We start from the raw sequence: 17744 nt of genomic DNA on the forward strand, positions 1-17744 counted from the left end.
ATCTTCACTACGTTACGATTTACACTTCGTTACAATTTACTCTTACTTCATTCCTCTCTCCTGTTCTAAAGCTATTCTAGGCTATTTAAAACAAAAGACAGTCCTAAACCTATACAAAACAAAAAAGACGCTTAAAAAGCGTCTTTTTATAAAAGTATAATCTATTTCGATTAGTTGTTTAATGCTTCTGCACCACCAACAATCTCTAAAATTTCATTTGTAATCGCAGCCTGACGAGCTTTGTTGTAACTTAATTTCAACTCATTTCTCAATTCTTGTGCGTTATCTGTTGCTTTGTGCATCGCAGTCATACGAGCTCCGTGCTCAGATGCTACAGAATCAGCAATTGCTTTGAACAATTGTGTTTTTAGCGACAAAGGAATTAAAGTTTCAATGATCTCTTCTTTCGAAGGTTCATAAATATAATCCGACGCTGCTGCAGTTGCTTCTGTTTCGATTGGCAATAATGGCAAAAATTGCTCTGTAACTACGTTTTGAGTAGCTGCATTTTTAAACTGGTTATATACAACTTGAATCGAATCGTACTTCTCATTCACAAACGCTTCCATTACATGCTCAGCAATAACTGCTGTATGATCAAAATCAAAATGATCGTATAATGAACTTTGGTTATCAACAATGTGGAATGATTTTTTAAGGATATCATTTCCTTTTTTTCCAATTGTCAATAAATCAATGTTTGCTCCTTTGAACGTTGTATTCGCTAAAACATTAATTTGTTTAATGATGTTGGCATTGAAACCCCCACACAAACCTCTGTTTGAAGTTACTGTAATAAGCAATACATTTTTAACCTCTCTAACTTGCGAATATACACCTGAATTCTCTCCCTCTAAAGTAGAACTAACATTTTGAATAATCTCAGTTAGCTTCTCTGAATAAGGACGCATAGCTGTAATCGTATCCGTAGCTTTTTTCAATTTTGCTGCAGATACCATTTTCATCGCAGATGTAATCTGCATTGTAGATCCAATAGAAGAAATCCTATTGCGTATTTCTTTAAGATTTGCCATTTGAAAACGTATATAATTCAGAAAGAGAATAAGCTTTTAGACAAGCTTAAACTCTTTCAAAAAATTCTTAATATTTTGAAGCTAATTCTTTAGCTACTTTCTCTAAAACGCTAGTTTGTTCGTCACCGAATTTACCTGCTTTTAATTGATCTAAAACATCTCTATGACGTGAGTTAAGAGCTTCAATGAAATCTTTTTCAAACTCTTTCACTTTGTTCACAGGAACATTTCTCAATAAGTTTTTAGATCCAGCATAAATAATAGCTACTTGATCTTCTACTGTATAAGGATCGTTAACTGCTTGTTTCAAGATTTCAACGTTGCGTTGACCTTTTGAAATAACGTTCATTGTAGCAGCATCTAAATCAGAACCAAATTTCGCGAATGCTTCTAATTCACGGAATTGCGCTTGGTCAAGTTTTAATGTACCTGCTACTTTTTTCATTGATTTAATTTGAGCAGAACCTCCAACACGAGATACCGAAATACCTACGTTAATTGCAGGACGTACCCCTGAGTTGAACAAGTCAGACTCTAAGAAAATCTGTCCATCCGTAATTGAAATTACGTTTGTTGGAATATAAGCAGAAACGTCACCCGCTTGTGTCTCAATAATAGGTAAAGCTGTTAATGATCCACCACCTTTAACAAAAGGTTTGATTGATTCTGGAAGGTCATTCATGTTTTTAGCGATTTCATCATCACCAATAACGCGAGCTGCTCTTTCTAATAATCTTGAGTGAAGGTAGAAAACGTCTCCAGGGTAAGCCTCACGTCCCGGTGGTCTTCTTAAGATCAAAGACATCTCACGGTAAGCAACAGCTTGTTTAGATAAATCATCATAAATAATCAACGCTGGACGACCAGTATCACGGAAGTACTCTCCGATAGCAGCACCTGCCATAGCAGAGTAAACTTGCATTGGAGCAGGATCTGATGCGTTAGCCGCAACGATGATTGTATAGTCCATTGCACCTTTTTCTTCTAATGTTTTAGCGATAGCTGCAACAGTTGAAGCTTTTTGTCCAATAGCAACATAGATACAGTAAACAGGTTGACCTGCATCATAGAATTCTTTTTGATTTAGAATTGTATCGATACAAACTGTAGTTTTTCCTGTTTGACGGTCACCAATAACTAACTCACGTTGTCCACGTCCAACAGGGATCATCGCGTCAATCGCTTTAATACCTGTTTGCAATGGTTCAGTTACGGGTTGACGGTAAATAACACCTGGTGCTTTACGCTCCAATGGCATTTCATATAAATCACCTTCGATAGGACCTTTACCATCGATTGGTTGTCCTAACGTATTCACAACACGTCCTACCATTTTCTCTCCTACGCGTAGAGAAGCGATACGACCTGTTCTTTTCACAGTAGCACCTTCGCTTACACCAACAGAAGAACCTAACAATACAATACCAACGTTATCTTCTTCTAAGTTTTGTACCATTGCCTCTAAACCGTTGTCAAATACAACTAGCTCTCCGTACTCAGCATTTGTCAACCCGTAAACACGAGCAACTCCATCTCCTACTTCTAGTACTGTACCTACTTCTTCTAAAGAAGCCTCAGAGCTAAATCCAGATAATTGTTTCTTTAAAATCGCTGAAATCTCAGCTGGTTTAATGTCCGCCATTTTTATCTATGTTTATACACGAAAATTCGTGCGGTGATTTTTTAATTAGTTAATTCTCTTTTTAATACTTGTAATTGATTTGCTAAAGAAGCATTGTATTGGATATCTCCAATTTTCAAGATAAACCCTCCTAAGATTGATTCATCTACAATATTTGTAATCACAGCTTCTTTTCCAGGAGCTAAAGCTTTTACTTTTTCAAGTACTTTAGCCTCTATACTCGCATCAATAGGCATTGCTGTAGTAACAATTACTTTCTCAATACCTTTGTACAAATCGTATTGCTTTTGAAACGATGAAGCAATTGCTTCTAAAATTCCGAATCTACCATTTGCTTGTAATACCTTGAATAATTCTTTTGTCCCTTCTTGAACCGTTGCAAACACTTCCAATAAAGCGTTTAATTTCAACTGATCTTTAACGATAGGATTCACAAGAAAAGTATTCAACTCCTTGCTTTGAGCGATTGATTGAGAAATAAGGATCATATCCCCATTGATAGCATCAACATTTCCTTTTTCCAAAGAAACCTCAAGCATTGCTTTTGCATAACGTGCCGCAGCTCTTGTGCTTACCATAGTGATATTAGTTTAATTTTACATCATCTAACATTTTCTCAACCAATCTAGTTTGAGCTTCTTTGTTAGATAATTGATCTTTCAATAATTTTTCAGCGATTTCAATTGAAATAGATGAAACTTGCGTTTTTAAATCAAGAATAGCCGCAGCTTTCTCGCTTTCAATCGTAGCTTTTGCTTGAGCGATTAATTTTTCACCCTGAGCTTCTGCTTCTGACTTAGCATCAGCGATCAATTTTTCTTTGATCTCACGAGCTTCTTTTAGTAAAGTATCGCGCTCCGCACGAGCTTCAGCTAATAACTTTTCGTTATCTGCTTTTAAATTAGCCATTTCTCTTTTAGCGTTTTCTGCAGCTGCTAATGCATCAGTAATACCCTCTTCACGAGCTTCTAAAGCATTTACAATTGGTTTCCACGCGAATTTTCCTAAGATAACAACAATTACTATCATAATAATTAGTTGCCAGAAAAATAGTCCAAAACTGAAATCGTTAATTAACTTATCCATTATCTAAAATTATACTTTTTAATACCTGTTTTGTTTAATTAAAATAAGAAGTTTACCTGTAACCAACCGTTACAGATAAACTCTTTGTACTGACTTGGATTAATTACCTAAGATTAAAGCACCGAATGCTAAACCTTCCAATAATGCTCCAATGATAATCATTGCAGTTTGGATTTTTCCAGCAGCTTCTGGTTGACGAGCAATAGCGTCCATTGCAGAAGAACCAATTTTACCTAAACCGTAACCAGCTCCGATTACGATTAAACCTGCACCAATGATAGTTGGGATTGTCATAGTATTGAATTTAATATTAATTAAACAAATTATTTATACTCTAATTTTTATTTTCTCTTTTATTAATGTGCTTCTTCGTGATCATGCTCAGCAACTGCCATTCCAATAAATAAAGAAGACAACATCGTAAAGATAAACGCCTGTAAGAACGCCACTAAGATTTCCAATACAACTAAGAACGTTGACAAGAAGAATCCGATTCCGATTGCTCCACCTGCTCCTAGCGCTTCTTTCATTACGAAGATGATTGCGATTAATCCGAAAACTACCGAGTGACCGGCTGTAATGTTTGCGAATAAACGCACCATTAATGAGAACGGCTTAATGATTGCACCTAAAATCTCAATTGGCATTAACATAATTTTCATTGGCACCGGAACTCCTGGCATCCACAACATGTGTTTCCAATAGTCTTTGTTTGCAGAAAAATGTACAATCACAAAAGTAAAAATTGCCAAACAAGCCGTTACTGAAATACTCCCTGTTACGTTAAATCCTAGTGGAGTTAATCCCAAGATATTCAAAATGAAAATCAAGAAGAAAACAGACAGTAAGTAAGGCATGAATTTTTTATACTTCGCTTTTCCTATATTTGGAACAGCCATTTCATCGCGAACATAAAGCACCAAAGGTTCTAACCCTCTAGCAATACCTTTTGGTAAATTATTAGGTCCGTTTTTGTATGTTTTTGCCAATCCTAAGAATAGGATAAACATTAAAATTGTAGTAAAAAACAAAGAAGCTACGTTCTTTGTGATAGAGAAATCAAGTGGTTTCTCATTTGTTGGATGATGTGCTTCATCGTACGTAATGGTACCTTCAGCATCTGTTTTGTATATCTTACCGTGATATAATTTGTAGAATTGTCCGTCTTTCTCCACTACTTGTTTTCCGTAGTCAAATTCTGACGACATGAAGATTTTAAGACCGTTGTCAATTAAAATAACGGGCAGTGCAAAACCATAGTTTTTACCCGTTTCTTCATCAGAAAAGAAGATGAAAGAATAATCATCTGCCAAGTGATGCTTAATATGAGCTTGAACTTTCTCAGCTTGAGTCATTTCAGCAGGGTTTTCTATTTTTTCCCCTTCAACTACTTCGAGGGTTCTTTCAATAGATTGCTCAGCTTCTTGAATTGAGTTTTCAAGCTTTTGAGTAGTAGTTTGCGCGTACGAAAATACCGACGAGGCTGTAAATAAAACAGCTGCTAATAAATTCAGTGATTTCTTGAGAGTCACCATATCTTAACTTCTTGAATATTTTGGTTCCTAAAATTTTGTGCAAAAGTACAATAATTCTTGTATTATCATACCTTTATACCAAACTTTTTTTACTTAGTTTCATTTGATGTAGTATTCTTATTTAAAATACTATAGGCGATAAATGCATCCCCGCCGAGGAAAACCAATACAATCAGTAAAAAATTGTATTTAAATCCTTCATCTGATCCCTCGTGATTTAATCCGTTTTTTGCGAATAAATAACTCGCAATTAATCGCATGGTAATGAATCCTAAGAAGACAAACCCTAAATTATTGGGCAAGCTATTTTTGATTCCAAACATCGCAAAAAATACAACAATGGAGAAGATGAATTCAAATCCATAAAACTTTTCTAAACTATATCCGAGCTCGATTAAGGAATTTCCTGCATCGGTAAAAGCCACGACGGCATAATGTAGGGCAAATACCACGACTAAGCCAATAAAAAGTTTTAATCCAATTTGTAGTGTTTCTTTATCCATTCTATTATTTATTTAACTGGTTGACTTGTTTAATTACTTGGTACAAAGCTAAACCTACTCCCAATAAAGTACAAATTTTATTTGCAATTGCGTTTTCAAATCCATACTTATCATCCAACCAAAGCCCTAATTGGTGTGATAAATAAATAATTATCCCCATCTGAATGGGGATATTAATTAAAGCCAACCACTTATTGGGTGATTTCTTTTCTGTCATTAAGCTAACTGCTCTTGGCCTACCATTTGGCATTTAACATCGATCTTCGCACCGGGTTCTACGGCTAAACGACCTACCTTGATATCGCCTTTAATTCGAGCAGCGGATTTTACTGTAAGCAAATCATTCACAAGAATATTGCCTATTATTTCGCCTTCAATTTCGCTGTTTTCACAGCTTATATTTCCGACAATTCGCGCTATAGGTCCTAATACTAATCGTCCTTTTACCACGACATTTCCTTCAATCACGCCGTCAATTCGGATATCAGCTATAGCCTCAATATCTCCTTTAATCGTTGTTCCTTCAACAATTCGATTTGTTTGTCCCAACAAATCCAATCCTGTTCCTTTTACTTTCTTTTTCGATTTATCAAACATTGTAAAAACGCTTTTTTTAAGGCTCCTCAACCACACCAGGAGCCTTGTATTCTAGTAAATTCTTTTTAATTTGAATCACGCTATAGTCTTCTTGCATCAAAGGAATATAAGCGGGATTGTCGCCCAAACGACTAATTATTCGCTCTGCCTCTGCTTTGGATTTAAATCCATGTAAGACGTATAACGTAGTAGAAGCCATATAATAGTCTTCTGTGAACTTCAGTCCTGTACCAGCCTCAACACCAGCCAAACGCTGCATATCGGCCTTAATCCCCGCAAAATCGACTCGCCTTTCTATGGGAACCGCTACGAGTATTTTCCAATTGCTCGAATCCGTTGTCGCAAACTGTTTGCTTTCTAAAGCAGGGATGACGCGTTCTAACAATTGAGCCGCCTCTCTTCCTTCTGCCGTAGAACTATAGGTCAAAGCCAAATAATTCAATGCTTGTTTATATTTTTCGACTCCTTCAGTACGCCCAATAATCATTGCATTGAGCAACTCAAATTTGCTGACATAAGCATCGTCGATACGCTCTAAGGCGTCCTTCATCATTACTAGAGCCTCTTGATACTGCTCGGCTTTGAACACTTGATATATAGCCGCATAAACTTGTTCTGGCGCTAAATCCCCGTCACTTCCAACACTTAAGTTTTGCATCAATTTAGCATACCTTGATTCTGGATAGGTAGCGATAATCTGTGCTTTCATTTGTATCGCCTTGTCAGGATCTGTTTCTTGATATAACTTGTACAATTTATACATCGTTGGCAAAACCAATCGCTCCTTAGGATCAAACGTCAATAATTGTTCCAATCGATCAACGCCTTCTGCTATTTTTCCAAATCGCTCGCTGTAAATAGCCCCAAGTTCAAAATACGCTAAATCTCGTTCGTCTTTGAGCTTGGCAATTTGCGTACTATCTGATGGTATTTTGCTTGTATAGGTATCCACCTGATAACGCGGATCAACCGTGTTGTCTTTCTGTTTTTCTATTTTCTTTTGCTCTTCGACTAAAGCCTCTTCATTTTCGGCCTCATTTGCACTATTCGCGGCCGATTGCACAGCACTCCACCTCCAATTATCGGTTAGGGTACGATTACCCCAACGCCTCTTAAAATCTTGACGCCCCTTGATCAATGCCTGATTGGAATAAAAATAGAAAGTCGTCTTTCCACCCATACTACCAAAATTAGTTTCTCCAAATGACTTTTCAATGGCTTCTCCAAAATTTGCTGCGTTGAAGAAATTGGCACCTGAATTATTCTGAGTACCTAAATTTGCTTGTATTTTTCTAAAATCTTCTTTACGCAATTCATCGACAAAAGTCTGAAAATAGGCATTGCGCTCCTCTGTTGACATTGCAACTAAATGCAAAAGACTGTCATTTTTATGAGCGATTACTTCCAAATCAACCACTTCGCGAAGTGATTCTCTTCGTTTGCTAATGCGGAAGGTCTCTTTGGCTTTTGGTGGCAATAAAGCCAAAGCACTATCGTAATACTGTCCTGCGACAGCATATCCTGCTGAATTAAAATAAATATCGGCTATACTCAGAAAGTTTCGCGCTTTAAGTTGTTTGTCTTGTCTACCTTCTTTAGCTGCAGTTTTTAAATAGGCAAGTGCATTTTCTTGTTGATCGACATCGCGGTAAAAAAGACCCACCTGACGATTTAATACATCAAGATACGGGCGATTATCTCGATCCTTCAACAAACTTTTGTACTGTTTTAAAAAGGCCACAGAATCTGTTTTCTTTGCATCGGACAATTCAAATATTTCGGCATAAGCATGCACCGTATACGTCCTTGGCGCTTTGCGATTCATCTCAATAATATTATCAAAGTACTGCGTTGCTTCTTCTTTTTTTCCTAGGCGCCCATTTAATTGACCTAGGATATAGTTGTATCTTGCTTTTTCTTCTTGATTTGCTACCAAGCCAACGGCTGATTTCAATGCAGTGCTAGCACTGTCTAATTGCTCAAGATTGATATATCCCTGTGCTAACATCGCATATGCATCCGACTCAACTTGTTTGTTCAAACGCCCTTTGCGTTCGCGCAGTAGTTCTTTCAAATTCTTGATGGCTAGGTCGTCATAGCGCAAACGCAGATTCGTTTTTTCACGCCAAACTTTGGCTTCTCCTATGAGGTCACTATCGGGGTATTTGTATAAGATATAATTAAACGCTTCTAGAGCAGGAACAAAACGACCATCGTAATAGCGCGATTTACCTAAAAGAAGATAAGCATTAGCCATCTGACTATTTCGCTCTCTTCCTTTGATGTACATGGAGTGCTTCTGAATGGCTTTTACAGCCTTGTTTTCGGAACGCGTAAACCCTTGTCCATCTTGGCTTTCAGGACCACCCAAATCCGTGCCAGATACCGCTAAGTTGTCCAACAAACTTCCTTGTTTAGAGTCTAGGGATACGCCTCTTTCAAATTCTCGTTCTGGATCAACCTCAATCTGAATGCGCTCAATAGGCAAGATTTCCCAATAATCATCGAAATAGTCTTGCTTTAAAGCATCAAGTGCTTCAGCATATGACTCATTGCCGTGAAAGAGAATATTGTACTTTGTTGTCAAAGCATGGTATCCTCTATTCAACATCTTATCCTTTTTTACGGAACACGCTATAAAAGACATAATTAGCAGGATAATTCCTCCTATCCGAATGATAAACTTTGTTTTCAATATCTGGGTTAAACTTTATATAACAACTATTTTTTCTTGTTATTATTATTCACAAGGCAGTAAAAATACATCACTTTTTAATACTTTATGCAAATATTGCTAAAAATTAAAGGTCTTGTTCGTGCCTTATTACAGATTGCCTTTTGCCACTATAAAAGTTCAACAACAAGGCGCAATTTGATTTTATTCCTAAACAATCTCCTAAAATTAGCAAATAAATCCATGCAAATCACAAAAGAAAAGGAGATTGTAGGTCAATGTAAATCACAAAAAAAGGCAGCGTTCTTAAAACGAACGCTGCCCTTTGTATACGAGTTAACTCTTTAATTTTCGATGCTAAAGAAGCCTTCAAGTTCTTGGTATGTTAATTTTTCAGTCAACACATCGTGCACCAATGAACCTTTTTCTAGAGCGATAATGCGATCGGATACTTCATACGTATGTTGTAAATCGTGACTCGAAATAATTATTGTCATCGTTCGCGTCGCTCGTTTCTTCTTCACTAATTCTTTTAAGCGAATTTGGGTAGAAGGATCTAAATTCGCGAAGGGTTCATCTAAAATAACTAACTCCGGATTGCCAATAAATGCTCCAACAATACCTATCTTCTTTTGATTTCCCTTAGAAAAATCGCGAATATATTTCTTTTGGTTGAGGACTTCTCCATTAAAGAATGCTTGGTGTTCTAAGATAAATGCATCGACATCTCCTTTAGACCAACCGCGTAAACTACCTAAAAAAACGAAATATTCTTCTGCTGTTAGATAGCCAATTAAGAAGGTTTCATCCAAAAAAGCAGACGTGTACTTTTTCCAATGCTCGGAAGTGGAAACCAACTGTCCTTTGGAGTGAATACTTCCTGCACTAGGTTGGATAAGGTCCAATAACAAGCTAAAAAAGGTGGTTTTTCCAGCTCCGTTATTTCCTACCAAACCAATGCTCTCTCCCTGATTAATAGTCAGTGAATCCAGCTGAAGAACCGTAGTTCCATTATATGTTTTACGTAAATTATCTACTTGTATCATAGCGATTATTATTTTTTATAAGCAGCCAATGCCGCATATTTTTCACGAGTATAAATTTTTTCAATAAACTTGAACGCTTGTTGGTGTAAGAATATACCAGCTATCCCGATTAGAACAAGCAAAACAAACCCTCCCCAAAAGGGGTACACCAACGACCCAACAAAATAGAAAAGGATAGGGAGTAAAACTTTGGGTAAACTAATCAACATCACGCGGATATTAAATGCATTTTTATCGGCGAATACATTTTTGGCTGCTGTTAAATCCATTGGTGTTTTGAGATACGCTCCCCCCCACAGTACAAAATATCCATTAATTCCAATATTGAAGATTCCCATAGCAAGGATCAAATAAAACAACTGCATATTGACGAATATATAAAAGAAGCATAACACGGTAGAAACAAAAGTGCCAAGAGCAATAATCAACCACTTGGACATAAGGTAGTCGCGATAAAAAACGTTTTGCGTCATCAACAATGGATAATAAGAAGAATCCCAGCTGGGTACATATTGACCAAACAACATCAAAAATCCCCCCGTTGAAAAGAAGGCAAGAAATACAGCGAAAGATTCCGGCATTGCTTCTTTGCCTGAGGTGTTAAACATAAAAACGCCATAAAAGAGGAAAAGAATACTCATTAAAACGGTGACTCTTGCTCTTTTATTTCTGATAATCAATCGAATATCATTTCGCAAGAAGCTAGCATAGCGTCCAAATCGATCTAACCAACTCATTTCCAAAACAATTCCCTCTTTAATACGCACTTTTTCGAGGTTGTCTAAATACATGCGTTTGACAAAGAAGCGATATGTACTCCAGATAAACACCCCCAATACAAGCAAATAAGCAACTAGGCTCAGAGGGTATTGATACGCTACTAAATAAAAATATTGGGTGTACAACGTGGGATCGACAATAGCGTAATACTGTAAACCAAAACAAAGCACCACAAATCCGATCACACCATAAAATACAGGAGCATAAGCATTCATAAGAATGTTGACACAGTGCATCATAAACACAACACTGTATACAGCAAGTGTCCAAGTCAATACAGCAAGTGTATTTTCTCCATGAGAAATTGCGACAATTGCAAAAGGGACAAAGAAAAACAATTGAACGATATTAAAAGCGCTCAGAAAGGTTTTTCCGACGTAAAAAGTCACAATTTTAGATCGTGGAATATTGAGTATCAAATACGGTTTAATACTAGCGACAGGGCCTTTCTGCAAGAAAAATCGAAAAGTGAGTTCCAAGGCAAAATAATAGATCAGATACCGACTAACAACCTCAATAGGAGTTGCATCAGTAAAATATTCTTGAATGCCTTGATATGTTGCTATTCCTGCGAGTAGCATCATACACGCAAAGTAAATAATGGCGAGCCATTTGAACACGAGCACCACAAGATCCATATTGCTCTTGTTTCCCCTTGCTAAACGCTTTCGCTCTAAGGTAAAGAACCAGTTGTACATCATACATTTATTTAGTTGTTATCTATTAGTACAGGTAACCTTGAAAACGTTACACGTTTTTTCAAACTTTCTTCCATGAAAAAACCTTCCACACAAAACGGCGGAAGGTTCTTTATCAAACTAAAACCAAAAAACTATCATTATCAATAACTATATTACAAATTTCAGGCCAAACTCTAGTTTGAAAAACAAAAAGAAGAATCGCAGAAATAATTTTATCTTTGCGCAAATTTTATTCGCATGAAAAAAGACATAGAAATACCACAAGTACTAGAAGTAGAAATTGCAGTGGTAAAAGAGTATAACGACGATTTTTTACAAGATGCGTGGTACGCTTATTTATTTAATAATTCAAACGAGACTATTGAGGCCATTCTAATTGTTTCCAAAGCAGAAGGAGAATTAAATGGTGAAAAGAAAACCTCTAGTATTTTTAGACATGCCTTTCCATCCTTAGCAGCTGGTGAATCGCAGAAAGTAGAACTTCTAGACGAAGCTATTTTTGATTTAGACAATACCTTTATGTTGTCTTATTTTCAAGGTGCTAGACTTTATGATAAAAACTTTGTGTTTCCGGCTAAGAGCATTTCAGATGAAGCCATTGCCAAACTTGCTTACGCAGATAAAGAAGGAATTACAGCCGTAAAATAACTATATATCAATAGCTTACAACTTATTTATATGTATTCCGAATGTTGGTTTTTCAATCTTAGTTCACAAACTAGAATGATGAAGAGATATAAAAGTAAAAAAGCGACTGCTAGGCAGTCGCTTTTTTACTTTTATATTGTTTTATTCCAATTCTTTTACTTCCTTCTCTTTCTTAGGAGGAAAGAGCAAGGATAGCACCACTGACAGGGTTAATACACTTGCAATTACCGCTAAAGAAACCAAAGATTCAATATGTACGAAAGGAGAAATAATCATCTTCACCCCGATAAAGGATAAGATAATGGCTAAACCATATTTCAATTTAGAGAATTTATCCATGAAATTTGCTAATAGGAAATAGAGTGAACGCAGTCCTAAAATAGCGAATATATTTGATGTATATAAGATGAAGGGATCATCTGGCGCAATTGCAAAAATAGCTGGAATACTGTCTACAGCAAAAACCAAATCTGTAAATTCAATAACCATCAACGCAACAAAAAGCGGGGTTACCATTTTTACTCCATTCTTGACTGTAAAAAACTTATCTCCGTCGTATTCATTGCTCACTTTAAAGAATTTGTGTACCATACGCACAGCAAAGTTCTTGGTTAAATCTTGTTCTTCACTATGATCCTCTTTAGCAAACCAAGATTTGATTCCCGATACCAATAAAAACACCCCAAAAATTGTCAAGACAACATTAATTTCAACAACATGCCCAAACAATTCAAAAGCAGGTAAATAGGTATGGTTAATTAGCTCAACTCCGGCAAAGATAAAGATAGCTCTAAATACCAATGCTCCGATAATACCCCAGAACAATACGCGGTGATGCAATTCTTTAGGTACTTTAAAGAAGGTAAAAACCAAAATGAACACAAAAAGATTATCAATGGACAAGGCTTTTTCTATCCAATAAGCAGATTGGAAACGCGCAAAGTTTTCAAAGTCCATATAGTAATAGATAACACCACTGAATACCATGGCTAAACTAATCCATACTACGGTCCAAATTAACGCTTCTTTTGTTGAGACAACGTGGCTATTTCGATTGAAAACACCTAAATCCAACAAAAGCATAACCAATACTACAATTCCAAAAACAGCCAACAGGCCAGGGTGATTAATTAAATGATCCATTTTATTTATTTTTTTAACAGGACAAAACTACTTACTATATTTTTTCCCTAGGCAAAGCCCTATAAAAGACTATATATCAAGGATTTATAGCTATTTTTCAATACACATTAAAAATAAAAAAAGCAACATAAAAAACTGTATATCAGTTCATTACATTGCTATATGTCAAAAAAAAACCGATAACGGTCTTTTTTATACTTTTTTTAATCTAATTTTTCTGTCAGCTTTCTAAACGTCTTTTTAGGGTCTTTGCCGTTGTACAAAATATCGTACACCGCATTGATAATCGGGGTTTTAGCTCCGTACTTTGCATTGAGTTCATACGCGCTTTTAGCGGCGTAATACCCTTCTGCAATCATATTCATCTCCATTTGAGCAGACTTTACAGTATACCCCTTCCCTATCATATTACCAAACATGCGATTGCGCGAAAAAAGGGAGTAACCTGTTACCAGTAAATCTCCTAAATAAGCCGAATTATTGATATTGCGTTTCATGTGATGCACTTTTTTGATGAATTTTTTCATCTCGCGAATAGCATTACTCATCAATAGTGCTTGAAAATTATCACCATATCCCAATCCATGGGCCATTCCACAAGCAATAGCGTATATATTCTTTAACACCGCAGCATACTCTGTTCCGATAATATCATCTGTTACTTTTACTTTGATGTAGTGACTGCTGATGCAGCTTTCGATTACCTTTGCATGTTCTTCGTTGCGACAAGCAATCGTAAGGTAAGATAATCGCTCTAAAGCTACTTCTTCGGCATGACAAGGTCCTGTGATAACAGCGATATTATCATAAGAAACACCATAGGTTTGATGAAAGTGTTCTCCGACAATTAAGCTTGTTTCAGGAATAATTCCCTTAATTGCGGAAATGACTACTTTATTTTCTAAACTAACATATAGTCGCTCCATCTCCTCACTTAAAAAAGCAGAAGGAATCGCAAAAATCACATAATCTGCATAAGAAACAGCCTTATTAATGTCATTCGTCAGCAACAATTGATTAATATCAAACTCGACAGAACTCAAATAATTAGGGTTATGGTAGTTTACCCTAATTTCTTCTATCGCATTTTCATTTCGCATATACCACGCAATTTGCTGTAAGTTTTCACTCAACATTTTTACGATAGCCGTTGCCCAACTTCCTCCTCCAATTACTGCAAACTTTGGATAATCACTCATAATTTTAGCTTATAACTTGTCAAAAGTAACTAAAAAACTTAATGCAAACAATTGAAAAACTGTAAAACAATAGGCTATAGTTCCAAGACATTTTGTTCATTCTCTTGTATTCTGTGCAAAAATATAGCTTGTTCGTCTATATACTAGCAATTCTTGCTCTACCTTATACCTTAGCGGTATAATAAAGAAAAAAGAGCTGTTTTACAGCCCTTTCTCCTTGTTCTATTTTTTGTAAAAAAGATTGTGGTCCATGTATTTCCACACCTCTTTATCTACTAAAGGTTGTATATGCTTTCCTTCTTTGACCGCCGTTCGAATAAAAGTTGCTGAAATTTCCATCACAGGTGCATTTTCTACTTTGACAACATGGGGATGTTTCATCAGCGGACTCTCTTCTATTCTACTTCGATCTAAACGAGGATAGACATAGATTTTATATTGATCCAGTAGAACTTGATAATTCTTCCATTTCGGCAGAGAATCCAAATTATCCTCTCCCATAATCAAGGCAAATTCATGCTTGGGAAATCGCTCCTGCAAATAAGCCATCGTATTGACGGTATAATTAGGCTGAGGCAAATTAAATTCAATATCCGATGAACGAATGTAATCGTAATCTGCTGTAGCAAGATTAACCATGTGCAAACGGTGAAAGTCTTCGAGTAATCCCTTCTTTTTCTTTAGGGGATTATGGGGTGTTACCACCATCCAAACCTCATCTAAATCCGTATATTGAACCATGTGATTTGCGATAACCACATGTCCTATATGCACTGGATTAAAGGTTCCGAAATACAAACCAATTTTCATCTGTTCTTATTTTACAAAGTTGCGTACCAACTGATAAGCCTCTTCTTTGGCCGTATCCAAGTCGTAGTTCTTGATAATCGTATCAAATTGGGGGGCTGTTGCCAATTCTACAGAAGCTTTCGCTATACGCATATTAATTTTGTCGTCACTTTCTGTTGAACGCTTTTTCAAGCGGATTTTCAACTCATCAATACTCGGTGGTTTTACAAAAACAGCAAGTGTTTCATCGGGAAACTTGCGTTTAATGCGCAATCCTCCAGCAACATCAATATCAAAAATAACATTTTTTCCCAAAGCCCAAATACGTTCTACTTCGGCCTTTAATGTTCCGTAAAAATTATCGCGATACACTTCTTCCCACTCCAAAAAATCATCGTTTTTAATGTGTTTTTTAAAATCGTCTAAAGAAAGGAAGTAGTAATCTTTTCCATTTTCTTCTCCTGTTCGTGCTTCGCGTGAAGTACACGAAATAGAAAAGTCAAGATTTAAATCTCCTTGCTCTAATAGATGACGCACTATTGTTGTCTTACCCGATCCTGATGGAGCAGAAAAAACGATTAATTTCCCCTTATTCATATTGTGTTAATCTTGTCTTTATAATACGTTTAATACTTGTTCTTTGATTTTTTCCAATTCGTCTTTCATCTTTACGACAATTTTTTGCATTTCTGCATGATTAGACTTGGATCCCATAGTATTAATTTCCCTTCCCATTTCTTGAGCAATAAACCCTAATTTACGTCCATTTGCTTCCGTACCTCCTAAAGTTTCTAAAAAGTACTCTAAATGTTTAGATAAACGCACTTTCTCTTCTGTGATATCCAATTTTTCTAAGTAGTAAATGACTTCTTGTTCAAATCTATTTTCATCAATAGTCAGTTGCAACTCCGTTAAATTAGTGCGAAGTCGTTCTTTCACGCTTACAATACGCTCTTTATCTAAAAGAGATACTTGATCCATATGTGAAAAGATACTCGCAATACGAGCCCTAAAGTCATTCTCTAATGACTTTCCTTCGCTAACGCGGAAGGCTTTCATGTTCTGAATTGCTTCTTGGATGACTACTTCGATCTCTTTCCATTCGGCTTCGTCAAAATCATTGCGTTCTACTTTCAATGCATCAGGCATACGAACAGCCATTTTCATCAACTCCGTTGCGTCAGCATTCGGGATAATCGCCTTCATTTGCTCAATATAAGCTAAGACGATTGGGGCGTTTATTTTACTCGATGTTTCTTCTGCAGTAATTTCGCAAAACAAAGAGAAATCTACCTTTCCTCGTTCTAGCTCTAAGGCAATTTGATTGCGCAAAGTCAATTCTTTTTCTCTATAACTCAAAGGCAAACGCACATTTAAGTCTAGATTCTTACTGTTAAGTGACTTCACTTCGATTGTGATTTTTTTTGTGGGTAATTGTAAACATGCTTTACCAAACCCCGTCATTGAATGTATCATATTCTTATAGATAATGACTGCAAAGGTATGAAAAAATGGTTAACGGTGAACAGTTTACAGTGGACAGTGGACAGTTTACCAAACTGTGAACCGTTAACGATTTAATGTTAACTAAAAAAAGGGAAGCCTAAGCTTCCCTTCTTCAAACCAACGTTGTACTTAACTGTAACTTTTTTAAAACAAACCAATCTATAACTGCGTTAAGTATGTTTCAACTCTCCTAGTATCTAGGAAATAAAATGTTCTTTTTCAATAGCAATTTTTCTTTTTTAACAAAGAACTATACCGGCTCTTCTTTCTGATTGAACCCCTTAATAAACAATTAAAATTCCAAACCAGTATAGCGTAAATTTTCTTCTTCTTAAAAACAGAGAACTTCATAGCAATCATTCCCTTTTTCACTATTAAGACATTTTTTTCTCATTTAGTCACATTTTTTTTATTGTTTTCTTTACTATTTCACCATAAAAAAACTCAACACACTAATAAACAACATACTACAAATAAAAAAATCGAAGTAAAAACTTCGATTTTTTTTTATTTTGATGCTACTTCAATCGCTTCTTCTACCACTTTTTTGCTGTTTCCTACAAAAATATTGTCCTCTACGATGATTACGGGACGATTGAGAAAGGTGTACTGCTCTAGAATTAAATCTCGATACGCTTCTTCCTGTAAGTTTTGATCTTTTAATCCTCTAGCTTTGTACAGTTGTGCTCGTTTGTTGAAGAGTTTTTCATAACTTCCCACTCGAACATACAGCTCCTCTAGTTGAGTAGCGCTAATGGGTTCTTTTTTGATATCCTGCAATTCGAATGTATCAAGCTTTGGCATTTGTCCCAAAATTCTCTTACAGGTATCACATGAACTCAAATAATATATTTTTCTCAT

19 protein-coding genes are annotated in these 17744 nt (G+C 36.1%); 1 reads left to right on the forward strand and 18 read right to left on the reverse strand.

All coding sequences use genetic code 11. The features are described 5' to 3' along the window. Positions 1-170: 170 nt before the first annotated feature. The 12 genes from atpG to FBR08_RS06135 all read right to left on the reverse strand — a co-directional run bounded on the left by atpG (position 171) and on the right by FBR08_RS06135 (position 11598). The gene (atpG, locus tag FBR08_RS06080; protein WP_158961907.1) at positions 171-1034 is read right to left on the reverse strand and encodes an ATP synthase F1 subunit gamma; all 864 of its coding nucleotides are present in this window, start codon (positions 1032-1034) and stop codon (positions 171-173) included. A 67-nt stretch (positions 1035-1101) separates the two neighbouring features. Further along, entirely contained in the window at positions 1102-2676 is a 1575-nt protein-coding gene (gene atpA / locus FBR08_RS06085; RefSeq protein WP_158961908.1) for a F0F1 ATP synthase subunit alpha, read from the reverse strand. A 41-nt stretch (positions 2677-2717) separates the two neighbouring features. Continuing rightward, positions 2718-3254, reverse strand: a complete 537-nt coding sequence (gene atpH, locus FBR08_RS06090; RefSeq protein WP_158961909.1) for an ATP synthase F1 subunit delta — start codon at positions 3252-3254, stop codon at positions 2718-2720. Between the two features lie 7 nt (positions 3255-3261). Beyond that, the gene (locus FBR08_RS06095; RefSeq protein WP_158961910.1) at positions 3262-3762 is read right to left on the reverse strand and encodes a F0F1 ATP synthase subunit B; all 501 of its coding nucleotides are present in this window, start codon (positions 3760-3762) and stop codon (positions 3262-3264) included. 99 nt (positions 3763-3861) lie between these two features. Next, positions 3862-4056: an ATP synthase F0 subunit C gene (locus FBR08_RS06100; protein ID WP_002988855.1), complete on the reverse strand. Its 195-nt coding sequence runs from the start codon at positions 4054-4056 to the stop codon at positions 3862-3864. 62 nt (positions 4057-4118) lie between these two features. Further along, complete coding sequence (gene atpB / locus FBR08_RS06105) at positions 4119-5297, reverse strand: F0F1 ATP synthase subunit A (RefSeq protein ID WP_158961911.1); 1179 nt, start codon at positions 5295-5297, stop codon at positions 4119-4121. A gap of 89 nt (positions 5298-5386) precedes the next feature. Next, positions 5387-5800, reverse strand: a complete 414-nt coding sequence (locus FBR08_RS06110) for a DUF6168 family protein (RefSeq protein ID WP_158961912.1) — start codon at positions 5798-5800, stop codon at positions 5387-5389. Between the two features lie 4 nt (positions 5801-5804). Beyond that, the gene (locus tag FBR08_RS06115; protein ID WP_158961913.1) at positions 5805-6017 is read right to left on the reverse strand and encodes an AtpZ/AtpI family protein; all 213 of its coding nucleotides are present in this window, start codon (positions 6015-6017) and stop codon (positions 5805-5807) included. Continuing rightward, positions 6017-6397 (reverse strand): bactofilin family protein, encoded by a 381-nt coding sequence (locus FBR08_RS06120; RefSeq protein ID WP_158961914.1) that lies wholly within the window; start codon positions 6395-6397, stop codon positions 6017-6019. Before FBR08_RS06120 ends, FBR08_RS06115 begins: the two co-directional genes overlap by 1 nt. Positions 6398-6413: 16 nt before the next feature. Further along, positions 6414-9044 carry a type IX secretion system periplasmic lipoprotein PorW/SprE gene (gene porW / locus FBR08_RS06125; RefSeq protein WP_158964185.1) on the reverse strand — a complete coding sequence of 877 codons (2631 nt, stop codon included), beginning with the start codon at positions 9042-9044 and terminating at the stop codon, positions 6414-6416. Between the two features lie 371 nt (positions 9045-9415). Beyond that, positions 9416-10117, reverse strand: coding sequence for an ABC transporter ATP-binding protein (locus FBR08_RS06130; protein WP_158961915.1), 702 nt, complete (start codon positions 10115-10117; stop codon positions 9416-9418). Positions 10118-10125: 8 nt separating this feature from the next. Beyond that, the gene (locus FBR08_RS06135) at positions 10126-11598 is read right to left on the reverse strand and encodes a DUF5687 family protein (RefSeq protein ID WP_158961916.1); all 1473 of its coding nucleotides are present in this window, start codon (positions 11596-11598) and stop codon (positions 10126-10128) included. Positions 11599-11835: 237 nt separating this feature from the next. Between FBR08_RS06135 and FBR08_RS06140 the strand changes: the two genes are divergently transcribed. Further along, entirely contained in the window at positions 11836-12246 is a 411-nt protein-coding gene (locus FBR08_RS06140) for a hypothetical protein (RefSeq protein ID WP_158961917.1), read from the forward strand. A gap of 141 nt (positions 12247-12387) precedes the next feature. On the opposite strand, the gene FBR08_RS06145 is transcribed toward FBR08_RS06140, so the two are convergent. The 6 genes from FBR08_RS06145 to FBR08_RS06170 all read right to left on the reverse strand — a co-directional run bounded on the left by FBR08_RS06145 (position 12388) and on the right by FBR08_RS06170 (position 17744). Beyond that, positions 12388-13389, reverse strand: coding sequence for a TerC/Alx family metal homeostasis membrane protein (locus FBR08_RS06145; protein WP_158961918.1), 1002 nt, complete (start codon positions 13387-13389; stop codon positions 12388-12390). A gap of 203 nt (positions 13390-13592) precedes the next feature. Next, positions 13593-14588 (reverse strand): NAD(P)H-dependent glycerol-3-phosphate dehydrogenase, encoded by a 996-nt coding sequence (locus FBR08_RS06150; RefSeq protein ID WP_158961919.1) that lies wholly within the window; start codon positions 14586-14588, stop codon positions 13593-13595. Between the two features lie 222 nt (positions 14589-14810). After that, positions 14811-15398, reverse strand: a complete 588-nt coding sequence (gene nadD / locus FBR08_RS06155) for a nicotinate (nicotinamide) nucleotide adenylyltransferase (RefSeq protein ID WP_158961920.1) — start codon at positions 15396-15398, stop codon at positions 14811-14813. A 6-nt stretch (positions 15399-15404) separates the two neighbouring features. Further along, positions 15405-15974, reverse strand: a complete 570-nt coding sequence (gene gmk, locus FBR08_RS06160) for a guanylate kinase (protein WP_158961921.1) — start codon at positions 15972-15974, stop codon at positions 15405-15407. A gap of 18 nt (positions 15975-15992) precedes the next feature. After that, the gene (locus tag FBR08_RS06165; protein ID WP_158964187.1) at positions 15993-16841 is read right to left on the reverse strand and encodes a YicC/YloC family endoribonuclease; all 849 of its coding nucleotides are present in this window, start codon (positions 16839-16841) and stop codon (positions 15993-15995) included. Positions 16842-17390: 549 nt separating this feature from the next. Then, the gene (locus FBR08_RS06170; RefSeq protein ID WP_158961922.1) at positions 17391-17744 is read right to left on the reverse strand and encodes an arsenate reductase family protein; all 354 of its coding nucleotides are present in this window, start codon (positions 17742-17744) and stop codon (positions 17391-17393) included.

The organism is Myroides fluvii, from assembly GCF_009792295.1.
Lineage (GTDB): Bacteria > Bacteroidota > Bacteroidia > Flavobacteriales > Flavobacteriaceae > Flavobacterium > Flavobacterium fluvii_A.